This is a genomic window from Streptomyces sp. NBC_01384 (assembly GCF_045040035.1).
Lineage (GTDB): Bacteria > Actinomycetota > Actinomycetes > Streptomycetales > Streptomycetaceae > Streptomyces.
In genome coordinates this window covers 958,639-983,177 of sequence record NZ_CP109560.1, presented here as the reverse complement: position 1 = coordinate 983,177, position 24,539 = coordinate 958,639, and the positions used below count along the sequence as shown (strand labels likewise).

Below are 24,539 nucleotides of genomic sequence, written 5' to 3'. Positions count from 1 at the left end.
GGCCGCGTGCATGTGACCCTGACCTGATTGAGGTATCTATGCCCCCCTCCACCGGATCATCGACGGTGACGACGCCCGCCGGCGATGGCCCACAACGGCGTTCAGGCCACCGGTTGCCTCAGACGGCCCGTAACAGCATGGTCGTCGTGCATGTGGTCGTCTCCGTCAGTTGGTTGGCCCTGATGCTCTGCCTGCTCACCCTGGGGACGACGGCGCTGGCGACGAACAATGCCGACACCCTGCGGACCGCCTACCGGGCGATGGGGATGCTGGGGAACGTTCTGATCATCCCACTGAGCCTGCTCACGTTGGTCAGCGGTGTGATGCTGGCGCTCGGCACGCCGTGGGGCCTGTTTCGGTACTACTGGGTCAGTGCCAAGTTCTGGCTGACCCTGGCGGCAACGGTGGCCTCGATTTTCGCCCTCACTGCCAGACTGCACGACGCGGCGGATGCGGTGGCCCGGCATCCGGTGGGCCCCATCTCAGCCATGGATCTGGGATTCATCCGCTACAACATGGTGATCGTCCCGGCCGTCGCGCTCATGCTGTATCTCGCCAACGTCATCCTGTCCGTCTTCAAGCCATGGGGTCGACGGCCGGCCGCGCCGAGTGCAGGTCGGCAGCAGCGTCGACGTGATCAGCTGTGAGGCGTCGTTGTTCTACGGGAACATGCCGATCGACCTGTCGGCGCCTGGGGAATCACCAGCCCCGTCACAAGATCTCCGACAGAGCCGAATTACGTGACGTTCCACAGCAGAGGACTATTCAGCCGCATGCCGAAGCAGAGGCATCTGGCCCGACGCTGCGAAGGCTGCACGGTTCAGGGCATGTGCAGCCCGTGGTCTAGTTCGACTGATGGCGTTTCCGGCGTCGAAGACGACGAGGATGTCCGCGTCGCCCTCGCTCCACAGATAGATACCGGCGGCCGGGCCAGAACTCATCGCGCCCGCGGAGATTCTTTTCGAGTGGCAGCCGACAGCGCCCCGAACAGCGATGATGCGCCCGGATCTGGTCGGCTTGCCGCCCCGGAGCCGACGAAGAGGGACCCGCCCGCGTCCCGACATCGGCACGGGGCCCGCGGCGGGCGGAGCAGCCCTCAGGATTCGCTCTTGGTGTCCAAGCCGAAGGCCGCAAAGACCTCGATGTCCTGGAACACGGTGGTCCTGCTGATGCCGGCGTCCGTGACGGTGAACACCTGCAGGGTGTGCAACTCGAACACGCCGCTGTCGCCACGGCGATAGGCCGCGAAGCCCGGCTGGCCGTTCGCCGCAATCGGGTCGAGACGCCAGCTGCTGCCGGCCTTCGCAAAGACCCACCCGCGGCCGTGGGATCGGGCTCCACCACGATCCTGCCCCCTAAGACCGTGTCCTACGTGGTGAGGCGGAGGAGTCGCTTGTAGCAGCACAGGGCTGCGGCCTCGATCGGCTTGCCGCAGCGGTCCTGGCCGCCGGACCCGAATCAGCTCGACCAGTAACTGCACCACTCGGCGGGACGCCATCACCGCTGCTGTGGCCCGGACGATCCTGAGTGCATTTGTACAGAGGCGGTTCCCGGGCACGAGCCCGGGAACCGCTTTCCATTGTCGGCGCAGCCGTGTCCTACTGGCCGAAGCCGTAGGCGAACAGGTGGTCGGTGCCCGTCGAGCCCGTGATCGGCAGTGTGATCGACGCCACCTGCTTGGACGCGTCGAGCGGGACCTTCGTGGCGAAGACATAGGTCTTCACGTTGTCCCGGCCCCCGCTCCCGGTGTTCCGGTAGGCCGTCGCGACGGCTGTCGTGTCACCCGGGAGCGGCTTGCTCGGTCCGCCGTTGAGCGTCCAGTCCGAGAAGCCGACCGTCGCCTGGGAGGTGGTGCCGTCCGTGTAGGTGACGGTCAGTGTGCCCGAGACCCCGCTGCCGTCGGTCGGCGCGTTGGCCGCCGTGCCCAGCAGCCCCAGCGACGCACCCGACGTACCGGCGGGCATCGGGATGGTCTGGCCGGCCATCTCCAGGTTGTCCGGCTGACCGGACGTCACCGTCGGCCAGGTGTAGGAGACGCCGTCGACCGTGACGGTGGAGCTGCTGGTGACGCCCGCCGCCGACAGCGCGTTCTGCGAGAACGCCCAGCCGCCACCGTCGAAACCGCCCGAGTAGCCGGCACCGTCGGGGTAGATGCCCTCGTTGGTGTCGTACGGCCACAGCGCACCGGCCTTGGCCACGGCCACGCGGAGGGTGGCTCCGCCGAGTGCCGCGCCGGTGCTGTGGTCGGTCAGTGCGAAGGTGACCGGGAAGGTTCCCTCGTTCGTGCCCGCCGTCACCCGGACCTTCGTCTCGGCGCTGCCCGAGGCGGGTACCGTCACCGAGCCGGATGCCGTGTCCAGGGTGACGCCGTCGGGCGCCGTCGCCTTCCAGTCGACCGTGACGGCCTTGCCGCCGAGGTTGGTCAGGTCGAGCGTGCCGTCACCGGACGTGCCCGGCTGGAGCACCAGGCCGTCGCTGGAGGGACCGGTCGCCGCCAGCACCCGGTCGCCGCCCGTGGTGTCCGACGGCGGTGCCGCCGACGGGTCGGACGCCCAGGACTTGTCGGGCTCGGTGCCGAGCGTGAAGTCGACCGTGCCCGCGCCCGCGAATTGCTGGTACGTCAGCCAGGAGGTGTTCCACTCCTTGCTTTTGACGTCGAGCGACTGCACATACGGCGCGTCGGGCGCGGCCTGCGGCGCGTTGATCTGCACCGTCTTGCCGCCGCCGAAGGTCACCTCGGCCACCGGGAAGGCCGGGCTGCCGAGCGCCAGGGTGTCCGTGCCCGGGGTCTCCGGGTACACGCCGAGCTCGGACCAGACGTACCAGGAGCTCATCGCGCCGAGGTCGTCGTTGCCGAACGAGCCGACCGGGGCGTTGAAGTACAGGTTCTGCTGGGCCTCACGGACGGCCGCCTGGGTCTTCCACGGCTCGCCGGTGTAGTCGTACTCCCAGGGGATCTCCACGCTCGGCTCGTTGCTCAGGTCGGCGTCGGTATTGCCGGGGTGCGTGATGTTGTCGAGCAGGCTGTCCAGGAAGGACGAGTACGCCTTGGCACCGCCGCGCGCCTGGATGAGCTGCTTCAGGTTGAACGGGACCATCGGCGTGTACTGGGCCGACGTACCTTCCACGAAGCCGTTGGAGGTGCCGGGGGTGAAACCGCCCGTGAACTGGCCGTCCTTGTTCTTGCCCTGGATGTAGCCGGTCTGCGCGTTGAAGACGTTCATCCAGTCCTGGGCGCGGGTGGCGAACGTCTCGTAGACCGCCGTCTTGCCCAGCGACTTCGCGAAGGCGGCGACGGCGTAGTCGGCCGAGTCGTACTCCAGCTGGGTGGAGACCGGGCCGTAGAAGTTGCAGCAGCCGTAGTCGTTCTCGTCCAGCGGGAGGTAGCCCTTCGTGTCCCGTACCGACTCGCCGGGGCGGTCGTTGTTCGGGACGGTGGCCTCGTGCTGCAGGGCGGCGAGTGCCTTGTCGGTGTCGAAGCTCCGGGCGCCGAAGGCGTACGCGTCGGCGATGATGCCCGCGGCCGGGTCGCCGACCATCACATAGCTCTCGCCGTTGTTCGAGGCCCACTTGGGCAGCAGGCCGGTCTGGTCGTAGCCGTTGAGCATCGAGGTGACGACGTCGCTGGTGACCTTGGGTTCGACCATCGCCATCAGCTGGGTCTGGGAGCGGTAGGTGTCCCAGCCCGAGTAGTTGGCGTACTGGGCCTGCTGGCCCTTCGCCAGCTTGTGGACCTGGTTGTCCATGCCCATGTACTGGCCGTTGTCGTCCGAGAAGACGTTGGGGTGCAGCAGCGCGTGGTAGAACGCGGTGTAGAACTGCACCTGCTGGTCCGAGGATCCGCCGCCGACCTGGATCTTCTTCAGCACCGTGTTCCAGGCGTCGTGGTTCGCCTGCTCGACGGCGCCGGAGTTCCAGTTCTTGATCTCGGTGGTGAGGTTGTCCGCGGCGTTGGCGTCATTCGTGTACGAGATGCCGACCTTCGCGCTCACCGTCGGGTTCGAGGAGGTGTCGAAGGTGAGGTACATGCCGTTCGCGCCCGTGGTCGGGGGCTGGGCGGCCTTGCTCGTGGACGTGGTGCCGCTGCCATGCACGGTCGGGGACGGCGCCGCGGGGACGGTGAAGTGCTTCTCCTTCAGCGGCTTCGACGGGTGTGCCTGCAGGTTCTGTTGTGCCCTGCCCGCTTTCAGCGACGTCGCGCTGGGGGTGATGGTGCCGCCGACCCAGGTGCCGCTCGCGGTGAACGGCCGGTCGAACTTGATGTCGAAGTGCAGCGTGTACCGGTTGCTCGCGCCGCAGAAGTGACCGCTGTCGATCGAGCCGCTGATCTCCTTGCTGTTCACCACCTGGACGCGGGTCCCGTCCACCTGCGTGGCGCCCCCGCTGAGCTTGAACAGCAGGTTCGCCTGCTGCCCCGTGGGGAAGGTGAAGGTGCCCAGGCCCGCTCGGGTGGTGTCGGTCAGCCGGGTCTTGACGCCGTTCGCGTCGGTGACCTGGTAGTACCCGATGCCCGCCTGCTCGTCATCGTGACTGAAGCCGACGGACGCGTCGCCGAGATTGCCCGACAGCGCGCCGGTCGTCGGCAGGACGGGCAGGTCGCCCGCGACGCCGCAGCCGGGGCCCGAGACGTGGGTGAGGCTGAAGCCGGAGATCTTCTTGTCGTTGTACTCATAGCCGCCGCCCGAGGGGCGGTCGGGCGTGGTGTCGGGACCCCACTGCACCATGCCGGCCGGCATGTCGGGGCCGGGGAAGGTGTCCACGGCCCCGGACGTGCCGATGAGGGGGTTGACGAGGGACGCGGGGTCCTTCACCAGAGGCGGGGTCGCGGCGCTCGCGGTCTGGGCCTCCCCGATCGTCGGCAGTGTGAATGCGGCGATGCCCAGGACGGACACCACGGCCAGGTGGTGGCGGAATCTTCTTCGGTTACGCGGCTCGGTTGAACGTCGGGGTCGGACCATCGGTTGCCTCCGCAGCGGTTCGCGCTTCGCACGTGGGTGCTGAGGTGTTCGGAGAACGGGGGAACACTGGCTACGGGCAACGGTGCCGGTCACTCCGTCCGGCCTGACAACGTTGCCATGCACGAGAGTTGAGTGAAACGCGTGTGCGTGGGGCATGTCAACGAGGCCAACAGGACTTTCTGAGAGCGAAGTTCGCGGCCGGGTATATCCAGCGCCCCGATCCAGGCCACCGAACGGCCGCGACCGGCGTCCACCTGAGGGGCGCTGCAATACCGGGTGCAGACTTGCATTCTTCACTCGACAGACCAGCAACTGGTCCTAGTGCTGGATTCCTCTTTCGCTGGGTATATGCCCTGGTGGCGGGGTAGTTGACGGTGCTCGGGGGCGGGTGCTGGGCGATGGTTTTACGGGCACGGCCGGGGCGTGACGAGGACGAACGGGCAGTCGTTCGCCGGTTGTCTCGGGCGCGGAAGGCGCCGCGGGATGCTGTGATGCGGGCTCGGATGATCGAGCTGAGCTGGTCGGGGCTGCGCGTGCCGGCGATCGCTGTGGAGTTGGGCTGCAGCCAGAAAACGGTCCGGTGCCGACTGCACCGTTTCAACCGCTCAGGCCTGCAATGACTGGAGGATCTGGGCGGGCAGGGCCGCAAGCGGCGGATCACCGAGGAGGAACGGTCGAGGATCATCGCCCTGGTCAAGACCGTGCCGCCGGGGCGGCTGAGGTGGGAGCCCGTCGGGGAGCTGTGGGCCTTCGATGAGTCCGGGCCGCCCGAGTGGACCCTGGATTCCCTGGCCGCAGCCGCGCGGGCCGAGGGGATCGCAGTGGGCCGCTCACAGGTCCGCCGCATCCTGCTCGCCGACGGCGTGCGCTGGCGCCGCACCCGGTCCTGGACACGATCGAAGGACCCCGACTTCGTCCCAAAAGGACAAGGATCACCGGCCCCTACACCCACCCGCCCGACGACGCGACGGTGATCTGCGCCGACGAGCTGGAGCCGGTGATCCCGCGGACCTTCCCGCCCGCACCCGCCTGGTCACCGGACGGCCACCGGATCAAGGCGGAACTCGACTACGGCCGCGGACCGGAGAAGACCTGGGTCTACGGCGAGGTGAGGGATGCCGCCCAGCGCCGAGGGTGACTCCCTGGGGGGCGCCCCGGGGCCGGCGGGGCGCGAAAGAAACGGAAGCTCATGTTCTATGACATCGGTCACAGCGCCCCACCAAAAAACCGGCACACTTAGTAGACGCGGCATGGCAGACATCTGATGATTTGTCCGTCTTAGCCCGGATGCGGATCCTGCCGTGTGTCCCGGGATTCCGCCCGGCTGGCCCGCACGCCCGTTGCCCCGTGATGTAAGGCTTCTGACGCCGCGACAGCTTCCCCTCCTGCCGCCATGTGCGGACCGGAGCCCCGTGCACTGCCCCTGGCGAGGTCCCGGGACCTACGAGGCGACGTAGTGGCGGGACCCTTTGCGCTCCCTGTCGAGCCGTTCTAAGAATGACGACCCACAGGACGTCGCCGCAGTTCGGAACCGGTGTTCACGCAGAGTCGACCGCACACCGGGCGCTCGGCGTCACCGAGTGAGTAGGAGCCCCCCACATGAAGTCGTCCCGAACGTCCGCGAGACTCCTCGCCCTCGCTCTCGGCTTGGGTCTGGCCTCCAGCGCGCTGGGCGCGGCGGTGCCGGCGAGCGCCCGGACGGCCGCCACCCCGTCCGCTGCCGCCAGTACCTCCGTGGCACGGTACGCCGGGTCGGTTGAGGAGGCCGCGAACAACAAGGCGTTCTTCGAGGCCGTGCTCAAGTCCGTCGCCGAGAAGCGCGCCGCCCAGCCGAACGCGCAGGCGGTGACTGTCTACTACAACGCCTCCCAGGCACCGAGCTTCCGTTCGCAGATATCGAGCGCGGCCTCGATCTGGAACAGCTCCGAGTCCAACGTCAAGCTCCAGGAGGCGTCGAGCGGTGCCGACTTCTCCTACTACGAGGGCAACGACCCGCGCGGGTCCTACACCTCCACCAACGGCCACGGAAGTGGCTACGTCTTCCTCGACTACGCCCAGAACCAGCAGTACGACTCGGTCCGCGTCGCCACCCACGAGACCGGGCACGTGCTGGGCCTGCCGGACGACTACAGCGGGCCGTGCAGTGAGCTGATGTCGGGCGGCAGCGCCGGCCCGTCCTGCACCAACCGCTACCCGAACGTCACCGAGCGCTCGCGTGTCGACCAGCTGTGGGCCACCGGACTCGCACAGGCCCCGGGCACGGTGACCAGGCCCCCTTACTACCTGAGCGCTGCACCGCCGGTACGGACCGTGGCGCCGAGCCACGGTCCGGGGCATCCGCTACAGCAGGGAGTGTCAACTTAACGGCTGATCTTGAGTTGTAGGGGTCAGCGGTTGGTGGGGGTGAGGCGGCCCTCGAAGGCGATCTGGAAGGCGTTGAGTGGTGCCTTCCAGCGCATGGTCCACCGCCGGCGTCCCTGGCCGGTGGGGTCCAGGCTCATCAGGGCCATGTACACGCACTTCAGCGCTGCGGCCTCGTTCGGGAAATGCCCGCGGGCCCGGACGGCCTTGCGTATGCGGGCGTTGACGCTCTCAATCGCGTTCGTGGAGCAGATCACCTTGCGGATCTCCACGTCGAACGACAAGAAGGGCACGAACTCGGCCCAGGCATCGGACCACAGCTTGATCACTGCCGGATACTTGGCGCCCCAGGTCTCGGAGAACTCCAGGAACCGCTCGGTCGCGGCGGCCTCGCTGGGCGCGGTGTAGACGGGCTTGAGGGCCTTGGCCATCTTGTCCCAGTCCTGCCGGGCCGCGTAGCGGAAGCTGTTGCGCAGCACCCACAAACACCCACTGACCAGCCCCACAACGCCCCCACCCACTACCGACTCTCACCACCACCAACACCAAACCGAGAGATCGCACCGCACCGATCCGCCCTGTCAGACGATCAAGACCGCAGACTCCCCCCCACGACCAGCAGCGCCCTACTCTGGTCATTGGCCGCGCTCATGACACTCCTTGCTGGAGACTGGCCCGCGGGACGCGCGGTGGTGCTGGGTGGGCAGGCGCTGCCTCGCCGGCGGCGCAGAGTGGCCCGACCCGCAGTCGGACCCCGGGTCAGCGGCCGGAGCTGCCCTTGGCGGCATCCAGTCGTGCCTGCTCGGCGAGGTGCCGCTTGGCGTTCTCCCAGGTGAGCGGCAGCTCCTCCACCGGCAGCTCCCAGAAGGTGAACGTCGAGTCCCGCATGGTGGCACGCAGGCCGCTCATGATGCTGCGGTGCGGCTCCGTCCTGGCGAAGGCGTAAAGGGCGTCACGACCCTCCCAGGCGGAGAGCGTGAAGAAGGTCCGCTTCAGCGGCTGGGCGATCAGGGATGCGCCCAATGCACCTGGCGCGGAACGCACCTGACGCCACGCCGAGAGCGACTTCAGGAAGAAGCGCGGCACGTCCTTGGCGGACCGCACCTCGAAGCGCGACGCCATGACGAACGCCTGAGTGTTCGGCGTGGCCGGGTTCGGAATCGTCCAGGGAAGAGTTGGCACCGTATGCCCCGCTTCATAGTTGGTGAGTAGCAGTATCTATTTTAGACAGTGTCAGTATCCAATTGCTAGTCGCGAGTGTCACCAAGTTCCAGCGCCCCGGGCTCGGCCGGCAACGCTCGCTCTCACACTTGGCGAGTGACACTATCTATAGAGCGGGGAGTGACAGCATCGGAAGCGAGACACTGGCAGCAGCCAGTGGCCAGTCAAGGGCAGGACGAATTGCGAATCTCTGAGTTGAGCCGGCGCAGCGGGGTACCGAGCGCGACCATCAAGTTCTACCTCCGCGAGGGGCTGCTGCCCCCGGGGCGGGCCACCGCCGCGACCCAGGCCGAGTACGGCGAGGCGCACCTGCGGCGGCTCCGGCTGATCCGGGCCCTGATCGCCGTACGGGGGCTGACGGTCAACGCCACCAGGGAGGTGCTGAGCGCGGTCTCCGAGCACGAGGCCGACATGCACCAGGTGCTCGGTCTCGTGCTCGGCGCCAGGCCGGTGGACAAGGACGAGGAGCCCGACGACGGGCCCGGCACGTCCGACGTGAACGCGCTGGTGGCACAGATGGGATGGCAGATCTCCGAGTACGCCCCCGCCCGGCGCGTCATCGCCGAGACCCTGGAGTCGCTGCGCTCCCTCGGCGCGGACTGCACCTGGCGCACCCTGATCCCGTACGCGGAGCTCGCCCAGCAGACCGCCGTGCTGGACCTCGACCAACTGAAGGACACGGACGACTCGGTCGCGCGGGCCGAGCGAGCCGTCCTGCTGACGGTCCTGCTGGAGCCGGCCCTGCTGGCGCTACGCAGGATGGCCCAGGAGCACGAGTCCGCGGTGCGGCACGGCGGCTGACCGCCGCTGCATCCAGGGCGGGGCCTGGCGGGCGCAGCAAGCCCTGTGTCATCGCTCAGCGCCTGGTTCATGGCCTGGGGAGATGACGGAACAAGCGCCGAGTGGCGTGACAGTCCGAACGACATCACAGCGTGCTGTCCGACTTCCGCGACCGGCTGGCCCAGGACGACCACGCCGATGCCCTCCTCGATCTGGCGCTGGCACGGCTGATGGAAGCGGGGCTGGTCAAGGCGCGAGGACGGCAGCGTACCGATTCCACCTATCTGCGGGCCGCAGTGCGTGAACTGACCCGGCCGGAGCTGGTGTTGGAGACGGTCCGTGCCGCCTTGGAGGAAAGCGGTGGTGGGCAACGTGGGAGCCGGCCCTCATCGCGGACTTCCTCTGCGGTACTCACACGTGCTGCTCGATCCGCTGCTCCAGATCGCCCGTGGCTTCGGCGAGCGCTTCCAGCTCGGTCGCCCCCAGGTCCAGCACAAGGTGAGGCGGTCGACGATGGCCGAGCCGAGGCGGGGCCGGTGAAGGTCTTGGTCCAGGCGGCCTTGTAGGGGTCGTGCCCAGCGCATGAGGTGCCGTAACAGCCCGCGGCGAGCGCGGGGGTGGGAGCTGCGACGGTAGTGCCGACTGCGGCGGCCGCGGCGAATAATATCGCCAGAGCGGTGCGTGCAACCTTACGCATGGAGTTCTCCTCCCTGCGGGTGGCGCATCCGCTTTCGGCGCTCGACAGCGTAGGGGCCATGCCACGTGGGCATCCAGAGGAAGCCCACGCTCCGTATATCTGCCGGTGCACTGCCCGACCGGACGGTGCGTGTGACTTTGCTTCACGGTCGCTCACGGAGACCGGAACACCCCGTGGCAGATACCAGCCGGCGAACCGGCCTTCCCCGACCCGCTACTCGGACATCCTCGGACGACTGTTCTTGAGTTCGCTCGGGAAGTAGGACTCCGCTGCCAGGGTGTCCTCCCCGCCGGTGCGTCAGGGCTGCGCGGGAACGAGGCCTCTGCCGCGGGCGGCGGCGAGGGTGGCGGCGAGGGTGGCGTTGATGGCCAGTTGCATGAAGGCGTCGTCGAGTGATGTGTCTGCGACGTACCGGATCGCGTCGATGACCTGCCGGTGAGATGTCGTTTTCGTCTGTCACGCCCCTTATTTCCTAGGCTTCTTGGTGCAGGGACGCTGTGTCGGTGGGACTGCCGGTGTGGCTGAGTCTTGATGGGCGGGTGGGGTTACAGCTGGGATGCGATGCGGCTTGTGCCTGTCTCATCTCGAAACGCACCGGCGGGGCCACCATCTCCTGACACGAACCGCAGCATGGGACAAAACGCTATCTATGGGATGAAACACCAACAGAAAACGACCTCTAACCCAGGGCGTCGGCAACAACTGGGGCGGCAAGACCCTTGCTCCGGCCCGGGAAGGAATCGTCAACCTCGATCTCGACTCTCACGGAGCTGTAAAACCGCTTTCAGCAATCGGTATCACCAGCTGTCAACGGACAGCAGGCCGTCCGGGTGAGCGGACATCTCAGATCCTTGTGCGCGGACAGTTGACCTCCCTGTCCGGTACGACTATTCGTCCCTCGGATGGGGGTGTGTGAGCGTTGGGGGGGCGGGCTCGTTACGCCGGCGGTGCGATGGGGGATATAGCGTCGCGATCATGAGACCGCCGACTGACACCACCACCGACCAGGCGCCGGCTGATCCGGCCGCCACCGACGAGATGCTGGCCACCCAGCCCATCGGCTACTGGAGTGGCCTCGCCCACGCGGCCGTCACCCGGCAGCTGCGTGACGCTATGGCCAGGATCGACGTCACGCAGCCGCAGTACTGGGTGCTCAACCGGGTGAACGGCGGGCCCGCGGCGCCGAGCCGCGAGGAGGTCGTCATCCAGCTGACGCCCCTCGCGGACGGGCCGCACGAGATCGCTCGTGTCATCGACCAGCTGTTCCACCGCGGCTGGCTCCGGATGGACGCCGGGCAGCGCCTGCAGCTCACCGACGCCGGGGAGGCTGCCAGGGTGCGGCTGCGCGAGCTGGTGACCGAGCTGCGCGCCGTGGTCCACGAGGGCATCAGCGATGAAGAGTACGTGGCCGCGCTCAAGGTGCTGCGCAGAATGGTTGCCAACGTCGAGGACAACGGGGACTCCTAGGTTCTGCCTCGTTGGTCAGCCGACGAACCCATCAGGGAACGCTCTAGCCCGGCTGGTTCAGCGGGATGACACCCTGGCCGGTTGTGGCCTGGGTCAGCCGCAGGCTGGAGCCTTCGGTGAGGACGATGTGGGCGTGGTGCAGGAGCCGGTCGACGGCGGCGGTGGCCGGCGTCTTGGGCATGATCGAGTCGAAGCCTGAGCCCGGATCCACCGGCTTGATTTCGGTGTGATCGTTTCGGGTGGTTCGGGGGCGGCCCGAGGTTGAGCTGCGGATTCGGGTATGGGGTGCCCACTGGTCTGCCCAGCTTTTCCACATGCTCGGAGATCCCAGGCGCTTGCGGGCGGGGGGCCAGGGCTTCTCGACGGCGGGTGGTGGCGCGTGCGTGAGGTCGAAGAGCTGGGTGAAGTCGTCCCGCCAGGGCCGGCGCTCGGGCAGATGGAGAGTGAGGCGGCGGGCCGAACGTGCCAGCCGCGCAGGCACGTTGATCAGGTGGTCCTCGACGCCTTGAGGTGGCTGTCCCGCTACAACACCCGGCGCCGCCATTCACGGCTCGGCCAGCGATCACCGATCACCTTCGAGAACGCCTTCCACTCAACATCAACTACCCTGACCCGAGCCGCACAGACGTGTTCAAACTCCGGGGTCAAGGCCCCTACCCGCTCTTCCCCCGCATCCTGTTCGTCCTGGATGCACGCGAGCAAGGGTGACCGCCTTGTGGTGCACGGCCGGACCGTCGGCGGGGGCGACCACGTGGTGGAGATCGTCGAGGTACTGGGGCCCAACGGATCACCGCCCTACCGTGTGCGCGCAGCGAACGGCCACGAAACGATCATGAGCCCTGGTCCGGACTCCGTGGTCCAACACCGCAAGGCCGGGGACTAAATCTGAGGTATCAGGGGGCGCTCCGTACCACGCGCTTCGTAGTCGTACTCGCTCGGCGGTCGGGCTCAAGGGGCCGGTGACCTCGGGTTTCATTCGGGATGCAGGGGCGTGTCGCGTCTGCGGTTGAGCTGGGCCATGAGCTCGCGGTTGGCGGCGAGGTCGTCGTCGCGGTCTTGGAGATCAAGCTCCACCCGGACGCCCCGACCGCGGACATCCGCATCGGATACACCAGGTGCTCAACTCGCAGCTGGACTCGCTCACCATGTACGGCCCAGTCGGGTGAGTGACTGGCGAGTGCTGCGTCTGCCCACCGACGGAGGGAGGGACCATACCGGCAATAGGTTCACCCAAGGGCAAGGATCTCCATGCACCGTGCATTGATCGTCGTTGATGTGCAGAAGGACTTCTGCGAGGGCGGCAGTATTCCGGTGAAGGGCGGCGCGGGCAGGGCCGTCGCCATCGCCGACCTGGTTCGGCGCGCTGACGGGAGTTACGCGCGCATCGTCGCCACCCGCGACCACCACATCGACCCGGGGGCCCACTTCTCCGAGCACCCAGACTTCCAGAACTCCTTCCCCCAGCACTGCGTCGTCGGCAGCGAGGGAAGCGAATTCCATCCGAACTTCGCGCCCGCCGTCACCTCCGGGGCCGTCGACGAGGTTTTCTACAAGGGGGCGCACTCCGCCTCGAAGAGCGGTTTCGAGGACGGCACGTCACTGGCCGACTGGCTGCGTGCCCGCCACATCAGCGATCTCGACGTCGTCGGCATCGCCACCGACCACTGCGTGAAGGCCACCGCGCTCGACGGCGTACGAGCGGGCTTCGCCGTACGGGTCCTGCTCGACTACACCGCCGGCGTCGCCGCCGACACCACCAGCACCGCGATCAGCGAGCTACGCCAAGCAGGTGTGGCGCTGAGCGGCGAGCCAGTCGTCCTCGCCTGAAACCGCTGACGCTTCCGCCGCGGGACCGGCCCGCAGCAGGCGCGCTGTCCCGTCGGGCCGTTGCCCTGCACGCCTATCGGGCCGGCCAAGGGGTCAAAGGCCACCGAACCGAGGTGTGACGCGGTATCAATTCTGCGTTGCGGCGGGTTGCGCCCGCTATCCGCGTCAGCACATGGACGCGCTGCGCGACGAACTGTGTGTCGACGAGAACGGGCAGCGGCTCAGGTAGAGCCTGAGCCGTTCCGCTCTCCCCCGCCCGCAGGACCCGCCCTGGCGGCGGGCTCGGCGCCGCGAGCACCGGCCGTCCGGACCGAACCAGCGGTTCCCGGCACAGAGCTCCAGCGACGGTGTTACCCACGGCGGCGCCGGCGGACACGGTCTGGGCGTCGACGAATACGGGGCTGCTTGCAGAGGCAAGAGCGGTAGCGCGGCCCCGGGCGATCGAGGCGGTGACGGTGCTGGGTACAGGGGCGCCAACCAAGGCGGCGCCGGTGTCAGCCCTGGCAACCCCTACGCTCCGCCCGTCCCCGCACAGTGCAGCGGCTTTGGAGGCGGCGGAGGTGGCGGAGGCGCCGGTGCCGGCGGCGGCAAGGGCGCCTCCGGCGGCACCGACGGCCAAAGGACTGGCTCGGGAAGCGACTTCGGCGGCGCGGGCGGATCCGGCGGCAACGGCTGCGCCCTGCTGTCCTGGTGAACACAAGACCGGCCTGCTGATCTGCTCGCGGATCGATCCCGGACGCAGGCCGACCCCTTGTCCAACTGCGAGGATTTGGTCAGCCCTCCGCGCCGACCTCGCTCAGTCCGGTGTGGTCGCGGGCTCGCTGGAGGTCGCAGGTCCCCGGCTACACCGAGCCATCCGACTGACAGACGCAAGTCTCCGCCCGGCTGCCCCTGAGCGATCGATCTCAACGGATTGCTCAGGGGCCGCTCCCCTTTAAACCACTGCTTCCGCCGGGGGAGTTCGGCGACGTCGCCGCGGCGGGTCAGGCTCCGGTCCGGGCTGACCAGGCGGTGGACTGCAAGGTGGAAGACAGCCCGGCCGGTGTGTCGTCTGCCCGGTCCACGCAGTGGGCGTATCGACCGCCACGGGCCTGCTCGACAGCAGGCGCGCCACAGGGTGATCTTCCGGTTGTTCGCGCATGAGGGCAGGGCCTCTCGGTAGCTCGGGGATGCGAATCTGACCGAGCGATGCCGGGAGGCCCTGTTGTCGTTGTTGTACGCGCCCACGCCTTCCGCCAGTGCTGGCCCTGCTGCCCGACGGCTCCTGCCTCACCCGCATCGGCGGCTTCCCGATGCGGGTGATCGAAGCGCAGGTCCAGGCCCGCACCGGCGACGGCACCGCTTTCCCCACCGCCGGACACCTCGCCGCCTACGCGGGCCTGGCCCCGGTGACCAGGAGATCCGGGTCCTCGATCCGCGGCGAGAGCCCGTCCCGCAGAGGCAACAAACACCTCAAACGGGCGTTCTTCCTGGCCGCGTTCGCCTCGCTGTCCGACCCGGCGTCCAGGACCTACTACGAGCGGAAGAAAGCCGAGGGCAAACGGCACAAGCAAGCCCTGATGTGTCTCGCCCGCCGCCGCGTCGACGTGCTCTTCGCGATGCTCCGCGACGGCGCCTTCTTCGAGTCCCACACCGCCCCCCCAAACCGCCTGAACGATCACGAATCAACCGCCCCGCCCCTTGACGAAGGAGATAGGGGCACCCCCCAGCGACACGAGAGGTTCGGGAAGCCAACCAGTCGGAGGAGCGGCACGTCTCGCCTCCCTTCTGCCGGGACAAGCCGCGGCCGTGAGCCCGGCAAGAGCCGTAGCTGGTCTGCCGTTCGGGAAGCGGTCGTTCGAGCAGGTCAGAAGCGTGCGAACTCGGCTCGAACACGTCGAACGCGTTCGGTGTTCGCGAACACTTGGGGGCCCGTGGTGGCCCCTGCTACTCCTGTCACCGGCCAGTAGCCCGGCCTGCAGACCGGGGCGCCCGTCGGATCACTTCGACGGGCCCGTCGAAAACCGCGTACCCGTACTGGCCATGCCCAGTCGACCGACCCATCAAGACCGCCCAGGAGCAACCATGGGGTTCACACGAAAGCAAGGATGGCGGGGACTCGCGTCAGCCGCCTTCGCGGCCGCCGTCCTCGCCCTGACCGCGACGGCATCGGCCAACGCCCAGTCGCCCGGCGTGAGGTCGGCGGCGACCGGTTCGTCGAGCGTCGCCTCCAACTCCGTCGCCGCGTCGACGAAGGGCGGCACGATGACCGTGAGCACGGTCACCTGCAATTGGACCTTCAACCTCGACAGTGTCGACAACCCCTCCAAGCGGGACCACATCTCGATTCAGGTCCGATGCACGGGCGGGTTCGCCGACAAGATCACCGTCAATGTCGCCTACCTGGACATGAACCAGAAAACGCTGCGTACCGAAGCAGCGAGCGACTATCTCTTCGCCTCCTCCGCCACCCGGTCGACCTCCAGCGCAAACGACAACGAGAAGTGGGTCTATGCCTGTGTGCAGGCCACCAAGGGCGCCAGCTCCCACGAGACCTGCGGCATGATGGCCCTGGCCTTCATGCCCTCCAGGGCGACGCAGTTGGTCGACGCGAACTCGCGGCTCTGCGTGGGGATCGCCGGCGGCAGCAGCAACCTCAACGCACCAGTGGTCCAGTTCAAGTGCATCTCCCATGAGGACCAGGGGTGGTATCTGCCCTGGCAGGCGGGTTCGAGCGTGCAGAACCTGAAGGGTACGCAGGGCTTCATCAAGAACTTCGGGGCCCGCAATCGCTGCCTGGGAACCGCCAGCGGAATGACCGGCGATTCGACGAAGATCGTCAGCAAGGCCTGCAACGCGCAGAACCGTGACGAGATCTGGCTGCCGGTCAGCGCGGCACGCTGGGGATACCCCGGGTTCTACGTCTTGGAGAACGCCAAGGCCGGGTTGGGCAGCTGCCTCGGCGTGCCTTCGGGATCCACCGCCGGGAGCGTCCAGCTGGTCCTCTACCACTGCAACGGACACCCCGACCAGATGTGGGGCCGCGGCCCGGAGTACACCCACTCGTGACCCGTGTCCGGAGAGAGCGGGGCGGGCTGCCGGTTGAACGGGACCGGCAGCCCGCCCCCGCGTCTTCGGCATGTGCACACGTGATCAGTTCTTGTGTAGGCGTGTCCAGACGACGGCGTCGACGGTGACCTGGTCCGGGGTGCCGTCGGCGTCGCGTTGGACGTTGGTGACGCGCAGCAGGGCGATCCTGTCGTGGGTGGTGATGTCGCACAGCAGCACGCCGGGGCGGATGGCGGAGGCGCGGAGCTGGACGCCGTAGTTCTGCTCGAGCGCGCACTGGTCGAAGGTGCCGACGTCGCCGGAGGGAAGGACGGCCATGTCGGCATTGCCGAGTCCGGTGAGCACGTGGTCGCTGCTGGTGAACTCGATGTCGTCGTCACCGGAGCCCGGGGCGGTGCGTACAGCCCAGTCGGGGGTGCGGGAGTCCAGGTCCACCACGGTGCCGGGCACAAGGACCAGAGGGCCATGGCGGCGCTCTGGCTCGGGCGTGGCCACGGACGCGGCTGTGGACTGCCGACCGGCGGGGAGGGCCGTCGGACTGCGGAGGACGGCGGGCCGTGTGCCGACGGCGCGGGCCGCAGGGTGGGTGCCGAAACCGAGGAGGGCGGCGACGCCGAGCCCGGCCACCGCCGCAGCGCCGGCGATCGCGGCCGAGCTCCGCCAGAGCCGCCAGGCCCGGCGCGGCGGGGTCGCGAGGACCGGCACCTCGCTGCCGCCGTCGGCCTCCGGCGGAGGTGCCTGCGCCGCCGGGAGCGGTGCGGGACCGGTGGCGGGGTCGGTGGGCCGGGGGTGGTCCAGCGCCGCGCGGGCTTGCCTCCACCGCCGCGCCCAACGGGCCTGCTCCGCGGTGTCGGCGCCGCACGCCCGCACGAAGGCCAGCGTGGCCTCCAAGGTGGGGAGCTTGCGGCCGGAGGCAGCGGTGGAAAGCGTGCTGTGCGCGCACCCGGCCCGGCGGGCCATGGCCCGGTAGTCAGGCGAGCCCGCCTGCTCGCGCAGCCGCCGTAAGTCGTACGCGAAGTGCTCCACGGGCCCGGCAGCGGCATCCGGCTCCCTGCGCGCAGACGGCATCGCACCACTCTCTGTCTCACCCGATTTAGCGACAGTGCGTCAGACCGCAGCGTACGCAGGAACAGCGAAGCACACCTGCGCAATGGCCGCTTGATGTTCGCCCTTCGGTGCTCGCACTGGTCAACGGCAGGGGCTTTTGAGCTGAAGCTACCGCCGGGTTGCTTGTCCCCTGATGTCCGTGCCAGGACTCCCGGGCCGTGACCGGGTGTCGCGGGAGGGGACGGCTTGCCGGACGGCGAGGGCGGGGGTAGGTGGCCAGCTCGATCCGGGCCTCGGAAGGACGGTGGGGATCGCCGAATGGGTCCTGGCCCAGCAAGTCGAGTCGGCGGTTCCACCGCTGCCGAAGGAACTCAGTGCTGCTCTCTCTGGTGAACCACCTGGTCAGGCGGTTGCGGGCGTCGATGTAGGCCAGTGCGGTGGAGGGGTGGGAGCCTCGGCGGACGATCCGCTGGCGGTGCCGGTTGGCCCGCAGGACCTCTGGCAGTCGTGTCAGGTCGTGCTGTTCATCGCCGAGGAGCCAGCGGTGGTGCCGGTGGCAGACGCCTTCATGGTGTGGGGTGCTGCGGACGACGAGACCGCGGATGTGCCGACGAGCCGTGCAAAGGCGGCAGGCCGGGCGGCGCCGCGGCTCGATGATCTCCTCGGTAGCGGACAGCGGAAGCCGCCGCGTCGCGCTGCTGTGCCGGGTGCTGAAGCTTCCGCGTGCCGGTTACTACGCCTGGCTCGCCGCCCGACCGGCCGCCGCCGCGCGACAGCGGGCCGAGGACGAACTCGTCGAGGAGATACAGGAGATCCACGCCACCTCGCGCGGTGCCTACGGTGCCCCGCGTGTACACGCCGCGCTGCGGCGCAAGGGCTATGCGATCAACCGGAAGAAGGTCGAGCGGATCATGCGCGAGCGCGACATCCGCGGTGTCACCCGCCGCAGGCGCCGTCACCTGACGGTGCGGGACACCAACGCCGCCGATATCGCCGTATCCAGACCGCTCTTGCGGACCGTCTCCACCAACAGCACGGCCCCGACCCGCGGGACCACTCCGCGGCCACCGCCCTCAACACGGACATGAGGGTACGGTGGGAGCGGCTGTCGCCGTGACGGACTCGGCGGGCATATCCGGAGCCATCCCCGCGCCCGCCCCCTTCAGCGCCCCGCCGCCACCCGCCGTACCACCGCCAGCGCCTCGCGCACCGCCCCCGGGATGTCCGTCACCGGGAAGCGCGCCTGGCGCACCACGCGTTCGCGGTCCACCACCAGCACCGCCCGCTTCAGCCGCAGTGCCTGCCCGGCGCGGAACACTGGTAGCCGCAGAGCGGCGGCGAGGCGCAGGTCGACGTCTGAGAGCAGGGTGAAGGGGATGCCCTCCTCGACCGCGAACACCCGCTGCTCGTCCGGGCGTTGAGTGCTCACGCCGCGCACCTCGGCGCCCGCCATGCGGAAGTCGTCGTACGCGTCCCTGAACAGCCGGTTTTCCAGCGTGCAGCCGATGGCACCCGGGATGTCGGCCCAGCCGTCCGGTAGCGGGCCGGGGCGGCCGGTCGCCGGGTAGCAGAACAGGACGGTGGCCGCAGCCTCGGCCACCGGGTCCAGCGGCTCACCGTCCCGGTGCCCCGGCAGTTCGAGGCGCGGCAGCGACTCGCCCACCAGGCCCGCCACCCGCAGCGCCTCCGCACTCTCCTCGTCGGCCGTGCCGCTCAGCGAGCCGTCGCCGAGCAGCCAGCGGTCCGCCCAGTCCTGCATCGAGAGCAGCACGGGCAGCAGCCCCCGCCCGCTCTCCGTCAGCCGGTACTCGTACCGCACCGGGCCACTCTGGTACGGAACCTTCTCCAAGACCTCCGCCCCCACCAGGTGCGCAAGGCGCTCGGTCAGCACCTTCCGGGAGATCCCCAACTCCTCCTGAAGCGCGTCGAACCGGTGGTGCCCGCGTGCGGCCTCCCGAACCAGGAGCAGGCTCCACCAGTCGCCGACCACCGCCGCCGCCTGCGCGATCGCACAGGCGGCGTCCCGCTCGGGCACCGACCTGACCATGGGTCTCCTGTCTTGCGGATACAGCGTCCAGTCTTTGAAACCATCTTGCGCCATGAGGTCAGTTCCGGATAGGAACTCAATCGCATGAAGTAAGTTCCCATAAGAGACTCACGGGAGGATGGACGCAGTATGAGCGAGACGCCGACGGTCCCGGAGCACGATCGCCGCAGCACCCACCACGCGACCTCGCCCCCGGCCGTCTTCTGGCGCTACTGGGCCGCTGCCACCGTCAGCAACGCGGGCACCGCCGTCACCGCCCTCGCTCTGCCCCTGGTCGCCCTCACAGTCCTCGACGCCACCGCGCTCCAGGCCGCCCTGCTCGCCGCCGCCGGACAGATCTCCTGGCTGCTGCTCAGCCTCCCGGCCGGAGTGATCGCCCAGCGCGTCCCGCTCCGCCGCCTCCAGGTCACCCTCGATCTCGTACGGTTCGTCACCGTCGGATCCCTCCCGCTCGCCTGGTGGCTCGACCGGCTCAGCTACCCGCACCTGTTGCTCGCCGCGCTGGTCACCGGCGCCGCGACCGTACTCTTCGACATCGGCAACTCGACCTTTCTGCCCGCCATCGTCCCGGCCCGGCAGCTCGCCGACCGCAACAGCCTGATGTCCGGCACACACGCCGTCACCGAGACCGGAGGGCCCTCCGGGGGCGGCCTCCTCGTGCACGCCGCAGGCCCGGTCGGCGCGCTCCTCGTGGACACAGCCAGCTACCTGCTCTCCGCCGTGCTGTTGCGCACCCTCCCCGAGCGCCGACCCGCCGCCCGCACCGGCGACGGCACCCTCCGGCTGATCCGCGAGGGCTGGACGTACGTGACGCGGCACCCAGTGATGCTGCCCTGCATGCTCTGGGCCACCGCCACCAACTTCGTCTGCGCCGCCCTGGTCGCCCTCACACCCCTCTACCTGGTCCGTGAGGCCGGACTGACGCCCGTACAACTCGGCATGGTGCTCGCCATGGACGGAGTCGGCGCGCTCGCCGGATCCGCCGTGGCGGTCCGACTGACCCGGCGGTTCGGCACAGCCCGGGGGCTCGTCGGGACCGCGCTGGCCGGCGGCGCTGCCGCCCTGCTGGCCCCGCTGACCACGTCCGCAGCCGACGCATACTGGTTCGCCCTGGGCAACGCCGGCTTCGCCTTCGGCGTCGTCATCGGGTCGATCACCACCCGCACACATCGCCAGACCGAGTCCCCGCCTGAGCTCCTCTCCCGTGTCATGGCCACCGTCCGCTTCATCTCCTGGGGCGCCCAGCCGCTCGGCGCCCTCACCGCCGGCCTGCTCGCCACGTACGCGGGGACGCACGCGGCCCTGTGGACGGTGTGCACAGCCGCGCTCCTGCCGCCGCTGTACCTGCTCGCGGTCCCGGTGGGCCGCCGCCGGGACTTCGCCTGACGCGGTCCTGGAGTCGGCGTGCTCCTCGTTCGACACCGCGCCGGCGGCGCTCATGCGCCGCTGCGGGCCGGTGATCGGCAAACGGCAGGTCGAGGACCTGCTCGTCCAGGCCGCGGTGGATATCGATGCCTTCTACCGGGCCCGCATCCCCGCACCGTGCACCGCCAACACGCTGCTGGTGCTCTCGGCCGACGGCAAAGGCATCGTGATGCGGCCCGATGCCCTGCGGCCTACGACGCAGAAGGCCGCCGCCCGCCTCGGGCTCTTCCGCACCCGGCTCGCCTCCGGCGAGAAGAGCGGCCGCAAACGCATGGCCGCCCTGGCCGCGGTCCACGACGCTGAACCCGCCCCCGGCGTCCACACGACGTGCCCCCGCCCGGGCGGACGCCACGGCAGCCCGCACACCCCGGCCCGGCCCGAAGGCCACTGCGAAGTGGCTGCACGGATCGGTCCTGCACGATGCCGCCACCGTCGTCAAAGACGTCTTCGACCGGGCCGAAGCCCGCGACCCCGGCCACCAGCGGCCCTGGATCGTGCTCGTCGACGGTGCCCATGCCCGCCATCAACTCGACCTCATCCAGAGCGAAGCCGTCCTGCGGGGCATCACCATCCACATCGTCATCGACCTCGACCTCGACCTCGACCTCTACCTCGTCCACGTCCACGTCCACGTCCTGGAGCATTTCTGGCAGGCCGTATGGGCGTTCCACGACACTGGTGATCCCGCCGCCGAGTACTGGGCCGCCGTCCCCGCCCTGACGATCCTCGCCGGCGGTACCCGCCAAGTGACTGAGTCGGTCGAACGGCAGGATTGGGCCGCGCAGTTGACACCCACCCGGCGTCACGGCGCCGAGGTGTGCATCCGCTGCCCGACCGGCAAGGAGTCCTTCCTCCGTTACGACCGGGCACTCGAAGCGGGCTGGCCAATCGCTACCGGGGTGATCGAGGGCGCCTGTCGGCACCTGATCGCCGACCGGCTCGACATCACCGGTGCCCGCTACTGTAATTTCACTGAGAAGAGACAGCAGGTGTCCCGTCTCAGTCGACGTGGCCCCAATCTCAGATGATCTGGTCCGGTTCGCTCGTCATGTCATGTGGTTGGGTCCTGTCGGGCGCGAACGTCTGAAGACGGCGCCGGGGCTGTAGCGGCTATGCTCCAAATCTTCGAACGATGGGGGCCCGGTGGGGATATTTCGGCGCGGAGAGCGTCGTGAGGGGGTGGACACACCTCGCGACGGGGAGTTCGCGTTCCTGTCCGAGGCGGAGGCTGCCCGGTTGCGCACCTTTGTCCGCGAGGCCTTCGCGGAGCGCGGCATCGAGGTAACGGTCGAACCGGGACGCGTGACCACGGACTCGGGTTGGCGCTTCGGCCTCTCCAATCTCGCGGCGGTGTGCCACCAGGACAGCCGCGGCCCTCGGTGCTGGCGGACGCTGGTAGACGAACATGTCGACCGGGTCATGCGTTCGATGGATGGGCCGCAGGCTCTCAGGGCCCTGCCGCACGAACGGCTCCTGGCCCAGCTCTACCCCCGCTTCATTCCCAGCGATCCCGCGCTCCTGAAGGCCTTCGGGTACGGTCCCCAATCGGTGCCGGGGCTGTTGGAGGTGCTGGCGCTCGACCTCCCGGAAACCGTCGACATGCTTACCGCGGACTCCCTCTCCGATCTGGGTGACATCACGGCCCTTCGGGACCGCGCGTTCCAGAACCTCCGGGCCGTCCGCGTCGGCAAGCACAAGGTGGTCAGGGACAAGGACGGCTCCCACTTCGACGTGCTGATGGGAGGCTCGTACTTCATCGCGAGCCTCGCCCTGGTCCTCGACGAGGTCGTACGCCGCTACACCAAGGACGCGCCGGCTCCGGACGGAATCCTGGTCGCGCTGCCGCACCGGCATCAACTCGTCTTCCACGTCGTCCGCGACAGGAGCGTGGCCCCCTCACTCCATGCCATGGCCCGGTTCGCTGCAGTGGGCTTCGAGGAGTCACCGGGCGCGCTGAGCCCCTCGGTGTTCTGGTGGCATGAGGGCAGCTTTACCCGGGTCGCCACGCAGGACAGCGTCGGCCTGCACATCAAACTCACCCAGGAGGCCATGGACCTGGCGGCACGTCTTGCGGGCGGGTAGGGACCCTGTACTGACAGGTGTGCGCGCCCGAGCCGGCCACCAAGCAGAACCCGGTTCCGGCGGACGGCACCGACTCGTTCATGTCCGAGATCGGCGCCCAGCCTCGCGCCACCGCCTGGGACTGGGCGCAGTAGATCACCCCCGTTTGCGGAGCATTAATCTTGGTCGTCTAGATGCGGTTCCAGCACGTGGGGCCGAAGCCGCGCACCATGGAGTCGTAGTCAGACAGCGGTCGGCCACAGTCGAGGCAGTTGGTGTGCAGGCGCGGCATGCCGTGGTCGGCGAACAGCGCGGGCGCGGGCCGATACTGCGCAAGTGGCGGCGAGACGAACGTCTGCAGCTCAGGGGCCCAGAGTCGCGGAGGCAGTTCCACATGGGCGGGCAGCGGCGGCCGGATGTCGGGGCCGAGTCCTGCGCGCAGCCCCGGCGGATGGAACGACGTCATCGCGCCTTGGTAGCTCGAATCGGCGTAGCACAACCGGTGCTCGTTGGCGTTGATGGCGTCAACGAGCTTCTGCAGCTCAGGTTCGGCTCCGGCGTCGCGCAGGATCTGGCAAGTGGGGTTGGTGATCAGCCAGTTGGTCAGGGCCACCTCGTCGGCGTGGTTGGGGTACGGCGCCAGGAGCTGGATGCGGTTGATCACGGGGGCCGATATGCGCGCGGCGAGGGCTGCTTGGGTGTCCCGGGTGCGCTCCAGGGTTCCGCGCAGGCTGGAGTGCAGTGCGACGACGGCCTGAATGGTCTGCATATGGGCTTCCGACGCGGCATGTGGCCACGCCTGGCGTAGACGCCTCTCCAGCGCGTCTACTGCTTCGGCCCACTCCCGGTAGCACTCCTCCTGCACCGCGAAGTATGCCTCGGCGCGGAAGTAATCGCCGGGGCTGGCGACCCAACTTGTGTACTGGCTCCGGTAAACGAGGACCGCGACTATCGAGCAGGCGGTCAACACCAGGGCTATCAGGAAGGCGAAGCCATGCGGCGCGAGACCGTCCTTCACGTCGACGCACGGCGGAAAGGTGCCGTCGGGGAGCGCGTCAGGACAGCTGGGCGTGGTCATCTGCGTGAGAACCAGCAGCACGCACCACTGTGCCGTCGCTAGACCGGACAGGCGGCCAGCGGTCTTGCCCCACCTCTTGGTGACCAGCCAGCCGACGCCCATGGCAGGGAGCACGAGGATGGCGAGGAGCACCAGCAGGATCAGCCCCTCTCCGCCGTCACCCTCGTTCGCGCCTCTGCGGGAGTGGCCTTGCACATAGGTACCGTCCTTGCGGTAGTACCCGCCGACCCAGCCCAACGCCAGGCTCCTTTCGTCGCGCCGTGCCCGGCCCCGGAAGGCCGGACACGTGAGGGTAGGAGGACAGTACCGGCACAAACACTGACGGGTGGACAGGCGGTCAGTAGTGGAGCCGTCGGTCCCGCAGGCCGGCGCACGTCGGCTCCGGACAGGCCGAGGCGTCCGTCGTATGGAATGTGCTGTCGAACACGGAACGCTCCGGAGCACGTGCCGGCCGATCCGCTCCGGAGAGGGTGCGGGGAAGCCCCTCCGTCGCTGGGCGGCGGGGCGTCGGCGCAGTCCCGC

19 protein-coding genes and 5 pseudogenes are annotated in these 24,539 nt (G+C 68.8%); 16 read left to right on the top strand and 8 right to left on the bottom strand.

What is annotated here, in order from left to right:
- Positions 1 to 137: 137 nt before the first annotated feature.
- Positions 138 to 647 (top strand): DUF2269 domain-containing protein, encoded by a 510-nt coding sequence (locus OG747_RS52070; RefSeq protein WP_331743047.1) that lies wholly within the window; start codon positions 138 to 140, stop codon positions 645 to 647.
- Positions 648 to 1,096: 449 nt separating this feature from the next.
- Here OG747_RS52070 and OG747_RS52065 read toward each other — a convergent pair whose 3' ends face one another.
- A complete protein-coding gene (locus OG747_RS52065) occupies positions 1,097 to 1,219 on the bottom strand; it encodes a hypothetical protein (protein ID WP_331743049.1) in 123 nt (40 codons plus the stop codon).
- Between the two features lie 379 nt (positions 1,220 to 1,598).
- On the bottom strand, positions 1,599 to 4,895 hold the full coding sequence (locus OG747_RS52060) for a lectin (RefSeq protein WP_405886446.1): 3,297 nt from the start codon (positions 4,893 to 4,895) through the stop codon (positions 1,599 to 1,601).
- Positions 4,896 to 5,356: 461 nt separating this feature from the next.
- Between OG747_RS52060 and OG747_RS52055 the strand changes: the two genes are divergently transcribed.
- The 4 genes and pseudogenes from OG747_RS52055 to snpA form a co-directional block, all read left to right on the top strand.
- Entirely contained in the window at positions 5,357 to 5,578 is a 222-nt protein-coding gene (locus OG747_RS52055; RefSeq protein WP_331765236.1) for a helix-turn-helix domain-containing protein, read from the top strand.
- Complete coding sequence (locus OG747_RS52050; RefSeq protein ID WP_331765411.1) at positions 5,579 to 5,932, top strand: helix-turn-helix domain-containing protein; 354 nt, start codon at positions 5,579 to 5,581, stop codon at positions 5,930 to 5,932. It abuts the gene before it with no gap.
- The gene (locus tag OG747_RS52045) at positions 5,929 to 6,096 is read left to right on the top strand and encodes a hypothetical protein (RefSeq protein WP_405886444.1); all 168 of its coding nucleotides are present in this window, start codon (positions 5,929 to 5,931) and stop codon (positions 6,094 to 6,096) included. Before OG747_RS52050 ends, OG747_RS52045 begins: the two co-directional genes overlap by 4 nt.
- Positions 6,097 to 6,557: 461 nt before the next feature.
- Positions 6,558 to 7,211: pseudogene (snpA, locus tag OG747_RS52040) on the top strand (snapalysin); the annotation flags it as partial.
- Positions 7,212 to 7,345: 134 nt separating this feature from the next.
- Here the strand turns inward: snpA and OG747_RS52035 are convergent.
- Positions 7,346 to 7,798, bottom strand: a pseudogene (locus tag OG747_RS52035) (transposase); the annotation flags it as partial.
- Between the two features lie 280 nt (positions 7,799 to 8,078).
- Positions 8,079 to 8,501, bottom strand: a complete 423-nt coding sequence (locus OG747_RS52030) for a DUF3291 domain-containing protein (RefSeq protein WP_331743055.1) — start codon at positions 8,499 to 8,501, stop codon at positions 8,079 to 8,081.
- A gap of 219 nt (positions 8,502 to 8,720) precedes the next feature.
- On the opposite strand from OG747_RS52030, the gene OG747_RS52025 reads away from it, so the two are divergent.
- The 3 genes from OG747_RS52025 (at position 8,721) to OG747_RS52015 (ending at position 11,484) form a co-directional block, all read left to right on the top strand.
- On the top strand, positions 8,721 to 9,341 hold the full coding sequence (locus tag OG747_RS52025) for a MerR family transcriptional regulator (protein WP_331765235.1): 621 nt from the start codon (positions 8,721 to 8,723) through the stop codon (positions 9,339 to 9,341).
- Positions 9,342 to 9,737: 396 nt separating this feature from the next.
- Complete coding sequence (locus OG747_RS52020; protein WP_405886442.1) at positions 9,738 to 9,860, top strand: hypothetical protein; 123 nt, start codon at positions 9,738 to 9,740, stop codon at positions 9,858 to 9,860.
- Positions 9,861 to 10,992: 1,132 nt separating this feature from the next.
- The gene (locus tag OG747_RS52015) at positions 10,993 to 11,484 is read left to right on the top strand and encodes a MarR family winged helix-turn-helix transcriptional regulator (protein ID WP_331765234.1); all 492 of its coding nucleotides are present in this window, start codon (positions 10,993 to 10,995) and stop codon (positions 11,482 to 11,484) included.
- Positions 11,485 to 11,527: 43 nt separating this feature from the next.
- Here OG747_RS52015 and OG747_RS52010 read toward each other — a convergent pair.
- A pseudogene (locus OG747_RS52010) lies at positions 11,528 to 11,683 on the bottom strand (ATP-binding protein); the annotation flags it as partial.
- A 489-nt stretch (positions 11,684 to 12,172) separates the two neighbouring features.
- On the opposite strand from OG747_RS52010, the gene OG747_RS52005 reads away from it, so the two are divergent.
- The 4 genes and pseudogenes from OG747_RS52005 to OG747_RS51990 all read left to right on the top strand — a co-directional run bounded on the left by OG747_RS52005 (position 12,173) and on the right by OG747_RS51990 (position 16,359).
- Positions 12,173 to 12,367 (top strand): DUF1918 domain-containing protein, encoded by a 195-nt coding sequence (locus OG747_RS52005; protein WP_331744943.1) that lies wholly within the window; start codon positions 12,173 to 12,175, stop codon positions 12,365 to 12,367.
- 365 nt (positions 12,368 to 12,732) lie between these two features.
- Positions 12,733 to 13,311 carry an isochorismatase family protein gene (locus OG747_RS52000; RefSeq protein ID WP_331765233.1) on the top strand — a complete coding sequence of 193 codons (579 nt, stop codon included), beginning with the start codon at positions 12,733 to 12,735 and terminating at the stop codon, positions 13,309 to 13,311.
- A 1,253-nt stretch (positions 13,312 to 14,564) separates the two neighbouring features.
- Positions 14,565 to 14,936: pseudogene (locus tag OG747_RS51995) on the top strand (transposase); the annotation flags it as partial.
- A 439-nt stretch (positions 14,937 to 15,375) separates the two neighbouring features.
- Complete coding sequence (locus OG747_RS51990) at positions 15,376 to 16,359, top strand: ricin-type beta-trefoil lectin domain protein (protein ID WP_331765232.1); 984 nt, start codon at positions 15,376 to 15,378, stop codon at positions 16,357 to 16,359.
- Positions 16,360 to 16,443: 84 nt separating this feature from the next.
- Here the strand turns inward: OG747_RS51990 and OG747_RS51985 are convergent, their stop codons facing one another.
- Positions 16,444 to 17,427 (bottom strand): helix-turn-helix transcriptional regulator, encoded by a 984-nt coding sequence (locus OG747_RS51985; protein ID WP_331765231.1) that lies wholly within the window; start codon positions 17,425 to 17,427, stop codon positions 16,444 to 16,446.
- Positions 17,428 to 18,008: 581 nt separating this feature from the next.
- On the opposite strand from OG747_RS51985, the pseudogene OG747_RS51980 reads away from it, so the two are divergent.
- Positions 18,009 to 18,347 (top strand): annotated as a pseudogene (locus OG747_RS51980) (IS3 family transposase); the annotation flags it as partial.
- A gap of 221 nt (positions 18,348 to 18,568) precedes the next feature.
- Here the strand turns inward: OG747_RS51980 and OG747_RS51975 are convergent.
- Positions 18,569 to 19,453, bottom strand: a complete 885-nt coding sequence (locus OG747_RS51975; protein WP_331765229.1) for a winged helix-turn-helix transcriptional regulator — start codon at positions 19,451 to 19,453, stop codon at positions 18,569 to 18,571.
- 129 nt (positions 19,454 to 19,582) lie between these two features.
- Between OG747_RS51975 and OG747_RS51970 the strand changes: the two genes are divergently transcribed.
- The 3 genes from OG747_RS51970 (at position 19,583) to OG747_RS51960 (ending at position 22,960) form a co-directional block, all read left to right on the top strand.
- Entirely contained in the window at positions 19,583 to 20,839 is a 1,257-nt protein-coding gene (locus OG747_RS51970) for an MFS transporter (RefSeq protein ID WP_331765228.1), read from the top strand.
- 218 nt (positions 20,840 to 21,057) lie between these two features.
- A complete protein-coding gene (locus OG747_RS51965) occupies positions 21,058 to 21,906 on the top strand; it encodes a hypothetical protein (protein ID WP_331765227.1) in 849 nt (282 codons plus the stop codon).
- Between the two features lie 151 nt (positions 21,907 to 22,057).
- On the top strand, positions 22,058 to 22,960 hold the full coding sequence (locus OG747_RS51960; RefSeq protein WP_331743081.1) for a hypothetical protein: 903 nt from the start codon (positions 22,058 to 22,060) through the stop codon (positions 22,958 to 22,960).
- A gap of 169 nt (positions 22,961 to 23,129) precedes the next feature.
- On the opposite strand, the gene OG747_RS51955 is transcribed toward OG747_RS51960, so the two are convergent.
- Positions 23,130 to 24,254 (bottom strand): DUF6011 domain-containing protein, encoded by a 1,125-nt coding sequence (locus OG747_RS51955; RefSeq protein ID WP_331743084.1) that lies wholly within the window; start codon positions 24,252 to 24,254, stop codon positions 23,130 to 23,132.
- Positions 24,255 to 24,539: the final 285 nt, after the last annotated feature.

Coding starts and splice junctions, on each gene's coding strand:
- OG747_RS52070 (WP_331743047.1), top strand. CDS start 138: ATGGTCGTCGTGCATGTGGTCGTCTCCGTCAGTTGGTTGGCCCTGATG.
- OG747_RS52000 (WP_331765233.1), top strand. CDS start 12,733: ATGCACCGTGCATTGATCGTCGTTGATGTGCAGAAGGACTTCTGCGAG.
- OG747_RS51975 (WP_331765229.1), bottom strand. CDS start 19,453: ATGGTCAGGTCGGTGCCCGAGCGGGACGCCGCCTGTGCGATCGCGCAG.
- OG747_RS52015 (WP_331765234.1), top strand. CDS start 10,993: ATGAGACCGCCGACTGACACCACCACCGACCAGGCGCCGGCTGATCCG.
- OG747_RS52005 (WP_331744943.1), top strand. CDS start 12,173: ATGCACGCGAGCAAGGGTGACCGCCTTGTGGTGCACGGCCGGACCGTC.
- OG747_RS52055 (WP_331765236.1), top strand. CDS start 5,357: ATGGTTTTACGGGCACGGCCGGGGCGTGACGAGGACGAACGGGCAGTC.
- OG747_RS51970 (WP_331765228.1), top strand. CDS start 19,583: ATGAGCGAGACGCCGACGGTCCCGGAGCACGATCGCCGCAGCACCCAC.
- OG747_RS51990 (WP_331765232.1), top strand. CDS start 15,376: ATGGGGTTCACACGAAAGCAAGGATGGCGGGGACTCGCGTCAGCCGCC.
- OG747_RS51965 (WP_331765227.1), top strand. CDS start 21,058: ATGCCCTGCGGCCTACGACGCAGAAGGCCGCCGCCCGCCTCGGGCTCT.
- OG747_RS51985 (WP_331765231.1), bottom strand. CDS start 17,427: ATGCCGTCTGCGCGCAGGGAGCCGGATGCCGCTGCCGGGCCCGTGGAG.